This is a genomic window from Streptomyces sp. OfavH-34-F (genome assembly GCF_022347745.1).
In the GTDB taxonomy this organism is placed as follows: Bacteria; Actinomycetota; Actinomycetes; order Streptomycetales; family Streptomycetaceae; genus Streptomyces.
Map to the genome: position 1 here is coordinate 1 of NZ_JAKRGC010000205.1, position 11,397 is coordinate 11,397.

The window sequence follows — 11,397 nt, forward strand, 5'->3', positions numbered from 1 at the left end:
GCGGCGACGCCCGCGAGGTGGCCCGGCTGCTGCGCGACCCGGGCGACCCCGGCGAACTCCTCGTCCGCACCCTGCACGCGCTGGACCTCCCGCCGCTCCCGCCCGGCTTCGGCGAGCGGACGGAGGTGCTGGCCGACGCCCGCGGCGCCACCGTCCACCGCGCCCGCTCGCTGTGGCAGGGCATGAAGGACTTCATGAACGAGGACAACGACCCCAATCCGCCCCTGGAGCTGAACGGACGCTAGGGGGTGTCTGACGAATCCCCGCGGCGTCGCGACGCCTGGCACGCACGCTCGCCGCGTTGCCGAAAAGCCCTAGTAGCTCCGCTACGAGAACTTCCCGGCGCCTTGCGACCGCACGCACCAGACGCCGCTCCTTCCTCCACGGGGATTCGTCAGACACCCCCTAGGGCTACGCGCCCCTCGCCTGCTCCTGCTCCGGGCCCAGCAGCCCCGCCGCCGCTCGGCAGCGGTCCGGTCGGGTCAGGATCTCCACCGAGTCCACCGCCTGGTCGATCGCGCCCGGCAGCGTGGGGCGGCCGTGGTCGAGGCGGACGATCAGGGCCCGGACCTCCGGATCGGTGACGCGGTCGACCAGGGCGCTGGTGAACCGGTCACCGAAGAGGACGCGCAGGTCGCGGGTGTAGAAGCGGCGGGGCTCCGGGTCCACCGGGTCGGCCAGCCCGAGCCGGTTGGTGGCCACCGCCAGTTCGCGCTGGGCGGCGCACAGGGCGGCCTCCCGGTCGCGCCAGCCGGCCGCCCGGACGGCCTCCGTGAGGTGGGGGCCGACGCGCCCGGCGAGCGGGAGCCGCGCGAAGGCGCTGCCGAGCCACTTGCCGTACGGGGCCCAGCGCCGCTCCACGAGGAAGGCGAGGCGGACCAGATCGCGCGCCACCCGGGCCGTCACCAGGGCGCTGCCCAGGTCGTCCCCAACGGAGCCGGTCCGCCCGACGAACGCCTCCTCCTGCGACACGCGCAGCCAGGCCGCCGCCAGGACGTAGCGCCAGACGTCGTCCGGGTACCACTCCAGGGCCGCGCGGCGCCGTGCGAGGGCGCCCTCCGGGTCGTGGAAGACGGCGCCGCCGGTCAGGGTGGCCAGGCGCTGGGTCGGGGTGGTCAGCCAGTCGGCGGTGGTCATGCCGTCCACCGGGTCGCGGCCGATCAGGTCCGTGAAGAACCGGGGCGCCGTCACCACCTCCACCTGGTGGTGCGCGGCCCCGCCGAGGCGGCTGCCCCGTACGAACGCGACCGGGAAGTCCTCGAAGCGCGGCGGCAGTCGCGTCAAGGCCACCTCCGCGCGCTCCGCGTCGGCCGTCGACGTCACGAACACCTGCGCCCGGGGCCCGAAGTCGTGGTCCGGGGAGACCGCGTCGTCGAAGCCGAGCACCTCGGAGCCGTCCCCGAGCAGACCGGCCGCGTGCGGGACGCCGGCCAGCAGCGGGGCGACGGCCCGGTCGTAGAAGCGGTGGCAGAGCTGGAGTCCGGTCATGGTTCCCAGGCTACGAAGGGCATCAACGGGTTTTCGGCGCACCGGCCGCCGCGCACACGCTCCGTGAAATCATGCAAGCGTGCTTGATTGTTCTTGGGCCGGCTGCCACGCTCGATGCGTCCACCGGCCCCGCAGCAGTCAGGAGCGCGTCCCATGAGTCAGCTCGCCCCGCCCGCCCACGCGCGCGGCATCACCACCCTGACGCTCGACTCGGCCGCCAACCGCAACGCCCTGAGCGCCGGGCTCGTCGCCGAACTGACGGCGGAGCTGGACCGGTGCGCGGCCGACGCGGACGTGCGGGCCGTCGTCCTCACCCACACCGGCACCACCTTCTGCGCCGGGGCCGATCTCCGGGCACCCGCCGACCCGCACGACTTCGTCGCCCTGATGCGGCGCCTCGTCGCCCTGCCCAAGCCCGTCGTCGCCCGGGTCGACGGGCACGTCCGGGCCGGCGGGTTCGGGCTGCTCGCGGCCTGCGACATCGCCGCGGCCGGGCCCGGCGCCACCTTCGCGCTGACCGAATCCCGGCTCGGCCTCGCGCCCGCCGTGATCTCGATGCCGCTGTTGCCCCGCGTCGACCCCCGCGCCGCCGCCCGCTACGCCCTCACCGGCGAGCGGTTCGACGCGGCGGAGGCCGCCCGCATCGGACTGGTCACCCTCGCCGCCGAGGACGTGGACGCCGCCCTCGAACCCGTCCTGGACGGGCTGCGCCGGGCCTCCCCGCAGGGGCTGGCCGCCTCCAAGGCCCTGGTCACGGCTACTGTGCTGCAGAGCTTCGACCAGCACGCCGAAGACCTCATCGCCCGCTCCGCCCGGCTGTTCGCCTCCGCCGAGGCCCGCGAGGGGATGACGGCCTTCCTCGAACGACGGGAACCCGCATGGGCGTTGTGAGTACGGGCAGCGGCAGCCCCGGCCCCAAGCAGGACCGCAGCCGCGCCACCCGCAGGCGCCTCCTGGAGGCCGCCGTGGCCTGCCTCGCCGAGCACGGCTGGGCCGGGTCCACCGTCGCCGTCGTCGCCGAACGCGCCGGCGTCTCGCGCGGGGCCGCCCAGCACCACTTCCCCACCCGCGAGGACCTGTTCACCGCCGCCGTCGAGTACGTCGCCGAGGAACGCTCCGCCGCCCTGCGCGCCGTTCCCGACCAGGACCGGGCCGCCGTCGTCGCCGCCCTGGTCGACCTCTACACCGGGCCCCTCTTCCGCGCCGCCCTCCAGCTCTGGGTCGCCGCCTCCAACGAGGAGCAATTGCGGCCCCGCGTCACGGAACTGGAGGCGCGGGTGGGCCGCGAGACCCACCGCATCGCCGTCCACCTCCTGCGCGCCGACGAGACGAGGCCCGGGGTGCGCGAGACCGTGCAGGGGCTGCTCGACATGGCCCGGGGCCTGGGCCTCGCCAACGTCCTCACCGACGACACCGCGCGCCGCCGCCGGGTGGTCGCCCAGTGGGCGGCGCTGCTCGACGGGGCGCTGGACTGAGCGGACCGCCCCGGCCCAGGCCCGCCCCGGCCCACCCCGGGCGCCGCCCCCCGGTGCGGGAAACGCCTTGGTGTCCGACGGTCGCGCGGATAGGGTCCGCACCATGACCAGCAGCGCCACGCCTCCCTTCCCCGAGCACCTCGAACTCAGCGGCGAGGGACTCGTGCTGCGCGACTGGCGGGAGGAGGACGTCCCCGCGATGCCGGCCCTGTTCGACCACCCGGACATCGCGTACTGGACGCCCATCGTCTCGCCCTTCGACGACGAGGCCGCCCGCAACCGCCTCGGCACCGCCCGGCGGCTGCGCGCCGAGGGCACGGCCGTCCTGCTCGCCATCACGCTGGACGGCGCGGCGCCGCTCGGCGAGGTGATGCTGCGGCGCTCCCCGGAGGGTACCGAGCTGGGGTACGCGGTCGGGCCCGCCCACCGGGGGCAGGGGCTCGCCGGGCGCGCGGTACGGGTCATGGCCGCGTACGCCTTCGCGGAACTGGGCGCGGACCGGGTCATCCTGGAGCTGGAGGCGGAGAACGCGGCGAGCGTCGCCGTGGCCACCGCGACCGGCTTCCGGCTGCTCGGCGTCCCGCTCATCGAGGGCGAGGAGAAGGGGCGCCCGTTCGCCCTCCAGACCTGGGCGCTCGACCGCCCCGGCGCCTGACGGAAGACGGAAGGGGAGCGGACATGGGTGACTGGTTCCAGACCGTCGTCGACCTCGACGCCACCGAACAGGAGGCGGCCGGGCTGGCCGACCGGGCCCTGGCATGGCTGATCGCCGAGGGCATCGTGACGGCCGCCACCAGTGACTGCGTGCTCGGCGGCGGCGGACAGGGACACGCGCCGGGCCCGCACTACGCGAAGGCCGTGGACGACCCCGCACCCGTCGACCTCTGGACCAACGGCCTGCACCTCCAGACCGGGCGCACCGTCTTCGACAGCGGTCAGGGCGAACCGGCCGCGGCCGTCTGCCCGCTCTGCGCGGCCGAGGTCCGGCTGCTGGACGAGGAGACCTGGGAGGAGATCGACGGGGCCTGGGAGCCGTTCGCCGGGAAGTTCGCCGAGTGGACCGAGGGCGGCGAGGGCCTGGTGCGCTGCCCCGCCTGCGCCCGCGAGAGCTCCGTCGCGCGGTGGAGCTGGGAGGACGACTACTTCGCCTGCGGCCTGCTCGGCCTCACCTTCTGGAACTGGGCGGAGCTGACCCCCGCCTTCATCCGCGACCTCGGCCGGCAGCTCGGGGGACACCGTACGGCGGTCCTGCGGGGGAAGCTGTAGCACCGGCGCGGGCCGGACCGGGCCCGCGCCCGGCACCGGCTCGCGCACCGCTCACGGCGTCGGCGCCAGTACGCCCGCCAGCGCGGCCACCATGGCGGCCGGGTCGTCGTGCGGATAGTTGTGGCCGCCGGGCAGCAGCGTCAGCGAGAACGGCCCGCCCGCGCAGTCGCGCCAGCCCGGCAGCTCGCCGGCGCGCGTCACCTGGTCGTCCTCGCCGCCGAACACGTGCAACGGGCCCGGCAGCGGGTCGGGTTCGGCGAGCAGATAGCTCTCCGCCAGCCGCAGGTCGATGCGCATGATCCGCATGATCTGGTCCAGGAACGACCGGAACGCCAGCAGCTCCTCGGGCAGTCCGCCGTTGCGCCGCAGCCAGTCGAGGAGTTCGGCGTCGGAGGCGAGGCCCATCCGCGACGTGGACGGGACGTGCGGCGGCCGGAAGCCGGAGACCACGGTCGCCAGCGGCGCGGGCAGCCCCCGCGCCGCGATCCGGCGGCTCAGCTCGTACACCAGCGCCCCGCCGAAGCTGTGCCCGAACAGCACGTACGGCATGGTCAGTTCGGGCGTCAGCCCGGCCAGCAGCCGGCCCGCCAGCGCGTCGAACCCGGCCGGCATCGGCTCGGTCTCCCGCGCGCCCCGGCCCGGCAGTTCGACCGGGGCCAGCTCCCAGCCCTCCGGTATGTGCTTGCGCCACCCCGCGAAGGCCCCGGCCCCCGCGCCGGCCTGCGGTACGCAGATCAGCCGCGTGTGCACCGTGCCCACGGGCAGCCGGCCGAAGACCCAGCGTTCCCCCTGCGGCTGTGCCGTCGCACTCATGCGGTCCCCCTCTGCTCCGCCGCCGGCGGGGGCGGCGTCCTGTCCGGTCACGGTCGGACAGGATTCTGGCAGCCGCGCCCCCGCCCCTGCCAGACGACGCCCCCGCCCCTGGCCGGACGGCGACCCTCCCCGGGAGCCCCGCTCAGCCGGATACGCCCGGCAGGTCCCCGTACCCCGCTATCTCCTGCGGGCCGCGCGGGCCCGGGCCCACGTAACGCGCCGACGGGCGCACCAGGCGGCCGGTCCGCTTCTGCTCCAGGATGTGCGCCGACCAGCCCGCCGTCCGGGCGCAGGTGAACATCGACGTGAACATGTGCGCCGGGACCTCGGCGAAGTCCAGCATGATCGCCGCCCAGAACTCGACGTTCGTCGCCAGCACCCGGTCCGGGCGGCGCGCGTGCAGTTCCTCCAGGGCGGCCACCTCCAGCGCCCGCGCCACCTCGTAGCGGGGCGCGCCCAGCTCCTCGGCGGTGCGCCGCAGCACCCGGGCGCGCGGGTCCTCGGCCCGGTAGACGCGGTGGCCGAAGCCCATCAGCCGCTCGCCCCGGTCCAGGGTCCGCTTGACGTACGCCGCGGCGTCGCCGGTCCGCTCGATCTCCTCGATCATGCCGAGCACGCGGGACGGGGCGCCGCCGTGCAGCGGGCCCGACATCGCGCCGACCGCGCCGGACAGCGCGGCGGCCACGTCCGCCCCGGTCGAGGCGATGACGCGGGCGGTGAACGTGGAGGCGTTCATGCCGTGCTCGGCGGCCGACGTCCAGTACGCGTCCACGGCCTTCACGTGCCGGGGGTCCGGCTCGCCGCGCCAGCGGATCATGAACCGCTCCACGACGGACTCCGCCCGGTCGATCTCGCGCTGCGGGACCATCGGCACCCCCTGCCCGCGCGCCGACTGCGCCACGTACGACAGCGCCATCACGGCGGCCCGCGCCAGGTTCTCGCGGGCGGTCTCCGCGTCGATGTCCAGCAGCGGCTTCAGCCCCCACACCGGGGCGAGCATCGCGAGCGCGGCCTGCACGTCGACCCGGACGTCACCGGAGTGCACCGGGATCGGGAACGGCTCGGCCGGCGGCAGACCGGGCTCGAACGCCCCGTCCACCAGCAGCCCCCACACGTTGCCGAAGGAGACGTGGCCGACCAGTTCCTCGATGTCGACGCCCCGGTACCGGAGCGAACCGCCCTCCTTGTCCGGCTCGGCGATTTCCGTCTCGAACGCGACGACTCCTTCGAGTCCGGGTACGAAGTCGGACATCAGACGGCTCCCTCGGGTCGACGGTCGCCGGGCGGGCTGCTGCCCGTCCGGCCGCTGCGGCAGGATGGCACCGTGCCCACCCCAGATTCCTCCCTCGATTCCACCACCGATCCGGCCGCGATGCGCGAGCAATACCGATCCGAGAGCTTCACCGAGGACTCTCTCGCGCCCGATCCCATGGACCAGTTCGCGCTCTGGTTCCGTCAGGTCGCCGCCGGCGGCATGCTCCACGAGCCGAACGCCATGGTGGTGTCCACGGCGACGCCCGACGGCCGCCCGTCCTCCCGCACGGTGCTGCTGAAGATGTACGACGCGCGCGGTTTCGTGTTCTTCACCAACTACGGCTCCCGCAAGGGCCGCGAGCTGACCGCCAACCCGTACGTCTCGCTGCTGTTCCCCTGGCACCCGCTGGCCCGCCAGGTCATCGTCACCGGCACCGCGTCCCGCGTCGCCCGCGAGGAGACCGTCGCCTACTTCCGCACCCGGCCCCACGGCTCCCAGCTCGGCGCCTGGGCCAGCGACCAGTCCGCGGTGATCGGCGACCGCGACGAGCTGGTCCGCCGCTACGAGGAGTTGTCGGCCCGCTACCCGGAGGGCGAGAAGGTCCCGGCGCCGCCGCACTGGGGCGGCTTCCGCGTCGTCCCCGACACCATCGAGTTCTGGCAGGGCCACGAGAACCGCCTGCACGACCGGCTGCGCTACGTGCGCGAGGAGGGCGGGAGCGGCGACGCCGGATGGCGGGTGGAGCGGCTCTGCCCGTGACGCCGTAAGGGCCCCGACACGCGGAAACCCGCAGGCTCTTGGTCCCCCCTGACGGAGGGAGCCGGCCGGATCTGCCGGCGAGCCTGCGGGTCGGTGACTGCTTTGGGTTTCGGCAGACAGTCCGCCGAGGTGCACGAAGTGCGACGACGGGCCGTCAGCCCGCAGCCACCTCACGAATCCGATAAGACTGCACTTTTCGGATCACCTCCTTTCGCGTGTACCCCCAGCCTAGGAACCGGCCGGAGCCCGTACAAGCGAATTAATCGGCGCCGTTTTCCGGGCCGGAAGCCGCACGGACTGCCGGGCCGGAATCTAGTGCCGGTAGAAGATGCGGTCCGCGTACTGCGTCATCACGCGGCCGTTCCACTCGTGGCCGCCGTCCACGTTGCCCGAGCGCAGCAGCGGCGGCTCGATGCCGCGGGCCAGCAGCTCCTCGGCGGCGGCGGCCATCACGCCCTGCATGATCGCGCTGGTGACCACGGTGGACGCGGGGGCGAACGGCGCCTCGATGCCGTCCACCTCCAGCTCCGCGTCGCCGATCGCGATCTTGCTGTCGAGGACGATGTCGCAGTGGTCGCGCAGGAACCCGCCCGAGCTGTGCCGGGAGCGGGTGTTCTCCGCGTACGCGACCGAGGTGACGCCGATGACCTTGAGGCCCAGCGCACGCGCGTTGAGCGCCATCTCGACGGGCAGGGCGTTGCGCCCGGAGAGCGAGATGATGACGAGGACGTCGCCGGCCTTCGCGGGGCTGGAGTCGAGGACCGCGCCCGCCAGGCCGTCCACCCGCTCCAGCGCCGATCCGAGGGTGGCCGGCATGACGTCCACGCCGAGGGCCCCGGGCACGACCATCAGGTTCATCAGGGCCAGGCCGCCCGCACGGTAGACGACGTCCTGGGCGGGGAGCGAGGAGTGTCCGGCGCCGAAGGCGAAGAGCCTGCCGCCCGCCTCGACGGTGTCGGCGATCGCGGCACCGGCGGCCGCGATGTTGGCGGCCTCCTCGTCGCGTACTCGCCCCAGCAGGCCGATCGCCGCGTCGAAGAACTGACCGGCCAGCTTGCTTTCGCTCATCGATGAGGGCCTTTCCGGCGGGGTGGAGATGTCCAGGGGCGTCCGTACCGCGATCACGGTGCGGTCTGGACCAGTGACCTGTCAATACCGCAGCGTGCACGGTACGACCGGCACGGCACGGTTCCCGCCCCGATGCGTCAGAATTGGCTGAGGGCCAGCGCACGACTGCATCGAGGGGCACGAATGTCCGGACTGATCGACACCACGGAGATGTATCTCCGCACCATCCTCGAACTCGAAGAGGAAGGTGTGGTCCCCATGCGCGCCCGGATCGCGGAACGGCTGGACCAGAGCGGCCCGACCGTGAGCCAGACGGTGGCGCGAATGGAGCGCGACGGCCTGGTCCAGGTGGCGGGCGACCGGCACCTGGAGCTGACGGAGGAGGGCCGCCGGCTGGCGACCCGCGTCATGCGCAAGCACCGGCTGGCCGAGTGCCTGCTGGTGGACGTGATCGGCCTGGAGTGGGAGCAGGTCCACGCCGAGGCGTGCCGGTGGGAGCACGTGATGAGTGAGGCGGTCGAACGCCGGGTGATGGAGCTGCTGCGCCACCCGACGGAGTCGCCGTACGGGAACCCGATCCCGGGCCTGGAGGAGCTGGGCGAGAACGCCGGGGCCGATCCGTTCCTGGACGAGGGCATGGTCAGCCTGTCCGAGCTGGATCCGGGCAGAGAGGGGAAGACGGTGGTGGTCCGCCGGATCGGGGAGCCGATCCAGACGGACGCCCAGCTGATGTACACGCTGCGGCGGGCGGGCGTGCAGCCCGGTTCGGTGGTCAGCGTGACCCAGTCGCCCGGCGGCGTGCTCGTCGGCAGCAGCGGCGAGGCGGCGGAGCTGGACTCCGAGGTCGCCTCGCACGTCTTCGTCGCCAAGCGGTAGGGAGCGTCCCCGAGGGGCCGTTCCCGAAGGGCCGTCCCCGAAGGGTCGTTCCCGAGAGGCCGTTCCCGGAGACCGGGCGCCGGCGGTTGTGGCCGCGGGCGTCCGGTCTTCGCCTTTTCCGGTCGGAACCGCAGCGCTCCGCCGCCGTACGTGCCACGCTGTGGCGGAAGGGTAGCCGTACGTGTCGGCCGCCGGTCCGTCCGGCCGGGGAGGGGAGCTGCGATGCGCCCGTCGTACGGGAGCGCGCCCGCCGTCCGCGCACATGCGGGCGGCCCCGGCGCCGCTAGGCACCGGGGCCTGTCCTCCCCTGTGTCCGACCTGGAGCCCCGAGCTCTCGAGGTCGGTCCCGCGAGCCCTCATCCCCGAGTGGCCCGCCTCCCGGTGAACATCTCCCCGCAGCTGCCGCCGTCAATCCTGGGAAGCAGTCACTCGAACGAGCGGTGTTGTCCGGCATACCCCGGTGTTCGAATAGGAGTTCGATAGTCTGGCCGAGACGACCGACCGGTGGCCCAGGGGACAGAAGGGGGTGCCAGCAGCTATGGCGCGGCGCATCGATGTGACCGGAACGGATGGCGTACGCCTCGCGGCCTGGGAGTTCGCCGGGCCGCCCGGGGCGGGCGCGGACGGCCTACGGGCCCCCGCCGTCTTACTGCTGCACGGCCTGATGGGCCGGGCCGCGCACTGGGCGTCCGCCGCCGCCTGGCTCGCCGGACGCCACCGCACGGTCGCCCTCGACCAGCGCGGCCACGGCGACAGCGGCAAGCCGGCCGACGGCCCCTACACCCGTGACGCCTACGTGTCGGACGCGGAGGCGACGATCGAACAACTGGACCTCGGGCCCGTCACCCTGGTGGGCCACTCCATGGGCGCGCTCACCGCCTGGCAGCTCGCCGCCAAGCGCCCCGACCTGGTCGGCGCCCTGGTCATCTGCGACATGCGCGCCTCCGCCCTCGGCGCGGCCTCGCAGCGCGAGTGGGAGGACTGGTTCCGGACCTGGCCGCTCCCCTTCGCCTCCCGGGAGGCCGCCCGGCGCTGGTTCGGCGAGGAGGACCCCTGGGTGGAGCAGCCCAACCCGGCGCGCGGCGCCTTCTACGCCGCGGTGATGGCCGAGGCGGCGGACGGCTGGCGGCCGGTGTTCTCCCGCCGCCAGATGCTCGCGTCCCGCGCCACCTGGGTGTACGACGCGCACTGGGAGGAGCTGGCCCAGGTCCGCTGCCCGACCCTCGTGCTGCGCGGGCTCGACGGCGAGCTGGGCCGGGCGGAGGCGCAGGAGATGGTCCGGGTGCTGCCGCGCGGGCAGTACGCGGAAGTCGCCGACGCCGGCCACCTGGTCCACCTCGACCGGCCGGAGGGCTGGCGCGCCGCGGTCGAACCGTTCCTGGAGCAACTGGCCAAGGACGCCCGGGACGACCGCGCGCCGGTCTCCCCGTAGGACGACCGCGCGCCGGTCTCGCCGTAGGCCCGCCCGGCGGTCAGCCCTTGCTGACCGCCCACAGGATCTCCGGCAGCCGCCTCGCCATGCGCGGGGCCGCCAGCCGCAGCCCGCCCCAGGCGATCAGCGCGCCGTACGCGGCGCCCACCGGCAGCAGCACCCACAGCCAGTCCGTCCCGCCCGTCACATGCAGCGTGATGGTCAGCGCGATCACCGGCGCGCTCAGCACCGCCGCAGCGACCATGCCGCCCAGGATCGAGATCCAGGCGATTCCGGCCTGCCCGGGCGCCACGTTCTTGAACGCGCCCTCCTGCGGCACCGAGTACGGGAAGTGCACCGACGCCACCGCGCCCGTCGCCAGCATCGCGCCCAGCAGCGCGAACGACAGCCCGACCACCCCCGGCAGCGCCGCCCAGTCCGCGAGCAGCGCCGCCGTCACCACCGACACGAGGACCGTGTACGGCAGCGTGATCAGCAGCAGCGCCAGCGCCCGCGCCCGCAGCTCCCCGTACGCGTCCCGCTCCGAGGAGACCGTCTGCGCCACCATCCAGAACGCCGAGGTGTCCTGACCGAACTGGTTGTACATCTGGATGCCGAGCATCCCGGACGCGAAGCAGGCGAAGTACACCGAGCCCTGCCCCTGCACGGCGTTGATCAGCGGCACGATCAGCCCGACCGCCAGCGCGGTCACCCAGGCCGCCTTGGTCTTCGGATCGCGCGCCACGTACCGCAGGGACCGCTGCATCACCGTGCCGGTCCGGCCCTCCGGGAGCAGCGCCCACAGCCCGCCCCCGGTCCGGCCGGACTTCTCGCGGCCGGGCTCGGCGGCGGCCGTCGTGGAACCGTCCGGCGCGGTCATCAGCCGGGTCAGCGTGCGCTGCCACAGCCACAGCAGCGCCACCAGGGCCGCCGCGGCGAGCAGCAGCTGGGCGGCGGCCCGCCCGTACGCCCCGTCGGCCGCGGAG

11 protein-coding genes and 2 pseudogenes are annotated in these 11,397 nt (G+C 74.2%); 8 read left to right on the forward strand and 5 right to left on the reverse strand.

What is annotated here, in order from left to right; genetic code table 11:
- Positions 1–245: pseudogene (locus MHW47_RS24490) on the forward strand (hypothetical protein); the annotation flags it as partial.
- Between the two features lie 166 nt (positions 246–411).
- On the opposite strand, the gene MHW47_RS24495 reads toward MHW47_RS24490, so the two are convergent.
- The gene (locus MHW47_RS24495) at positions 412–1,488 is read right to left on the reverse strand and encodes a DUF4037 domain-containing protein (protein WP_239225939.1); all 1,077 of its coding nucleotides are present in this window, start codon (positions 1,486–1,488) and stop codon (positions 412–414) included.
- A gap of 153 nt (positions 1,489–1,641) precedes the next feature.
- Between MHW47_RS24495 and MHW47_RS24500 the strand changes: the two genes are divergently transcribed.
- The 4 genes from MHW47_RS24500 to MHW47_RS24515 all read left to right on the forward strand — a co-directional run bounded on the left by MHW47_RS24500 (position 1,642) and on the right by MHW47_RS24515 (position 4,229).
- Positions 1,642–2,379 (forward strand): enoyl-CoA hydratase family protein, encoded by a 738-nt coding sequence (locus MHW47_RS24500; protein ID WP_239225940.1) that lies wholly within the window; start codon positions 1,642–1,644, stop codon positions 2,377–2,379.
- Complete coding sequence (locus tag MHW47_RS24505) at positions 2,367–2,963, forward strand: TetR/AcrR family transcriptional regulator (protein WP_239225941.1); 597 nt, start codon at positions 2,367–2,369, stop codon at positions 2,961–2,963. Before MHW47_RS24500 ends, MHW47_RS24505 begins: the two co-directional genes overlap by 13 nt.
- A 103-nt stretch (positions 2,964–3,066) precedes the next feature.
- On the forward strand, positions 3,067–3,618 hold the full coding sequence (locus MHW47_RS24510; protein ID WP_239225942.1) for a GNAT family N-acetyltransferase: 552 nt from the start codon (positions 3,067–3,069) through the stop codon (positions 3,616–3,618).
- Positions 3,619–3,641: 23 nt separating this feature from the next.
- Positions 3,642–4,229: a hypothetical protein gene (locus tag MHW47_RS24515; protein ID WP_239225943.1), complete on the forward strand. Its 588-nt coding sequence runs from the start codon at positions 3,642–3,644 to the stop codon at positions 4,227–4,229.
- A gap of 51 nt (positions 4,230–4,280) precedes the next feature.
- Here MHW47_RS24515 and MHW47_RS24520 read toward each other — a convergent pair whose 3' ends face one another.
- Positions 4,281–5,042 (reverse strand): thioesterase II family protein, encoded by a 762-nt coding sequence (locus MHW47_RS24520; RefSeq protein ID WP_239225944.1) that lies wholly within the window; start codon positions 5,040–5,042, stop codon positions 4,281–4,283.
- A 142-nt stretch (positions 5,043–5,184) separates the two neighbouring features.
- Positions 5,185–6,294, reverse strand: a complete 1,110-nt coding sequence (locus MHW47_RS24525) for a citrate synthase 2 (protein ID WP_239225945.1) — start codon at positions 6,292–6,294, stop codon at positions 5,185–5,187.
- A 120-nt stretch (positions 6,295–6,414) separates the two neighbouring features.
- On the opposite strand from MHW47_RS24525, the gene pdxH reads away from it, so the two are divergent.
- Positions 6,415–7,056 carry a pyridoxamine 5'-phosphate oxidase gene (gene pdxH, locus MHW47_RS24530; protein ID WP_239225949.1) on the forward strand — a complete coding sequence of 214 codons (642 nt, stop codon included), beginning with the start codon at positions 6,415–6,417 and terminating at the stop codon, positions 7,054–7,056.
- Positions 7,057–7,368: 312 nt separating this feature from the next.
- On the opposite strand, the gene MHW47_RS24535 is transcribed toward pdxH, so the two are convergent.
- Positions 7,369–8,124: an SIS domain-containing protein gene (locus MHW47_RS24535; protein WP_239225946.1), complete on the reverse strand. Its 756-nt coding sequence runs from the start codon at positions 8,122–8,124 to the stop codon at positions 7,369–7,371.
- A 183-nt stretch (positions 8,125–8,307) separates the two neighbouring features.
- Between MHW47_RS24535 and MHW47_RS24540 the strand changes: the two genes are divergently transcribed.
- Both MHW47_RS24540 and MHW47_RS24545 read left to right on the forward strand, forming a co-directional pair.
- Positions 8,308–9,000 (forward strand): metal-dependent transcriptional regulator, encoded by a 693-nt coding sequence (locus MHW47_RS24540; protein WP_239225947.1) that lies wholly within the window; start codon positions 8,308–8,310, stop codon positions 8,998–9,000.
- 538 nt (positions 9,001–9,538) lie between these two features.
- Positions 9,539–10,432: an alpha/beta fold hydrolase gene (locus MHW47_RS24545; protein WP_239225948.1), complete on the forward strand. Its 894-nt coding sequence runs from the start codon at positions 9,539–9,541 to the stop codon at positions 10,430–10,432.
- A gap of 40 nt (positions 10,433–10,472) precedes the next feature.
- Here the strand turns inward: MHW47_RS24545 and MHW47_RS24550 are convergent.
- Positions 10,473–11,397, reverse strand: a pseudogene (locus MHW47_RS24550) (transporter); the annotation flags it as partial.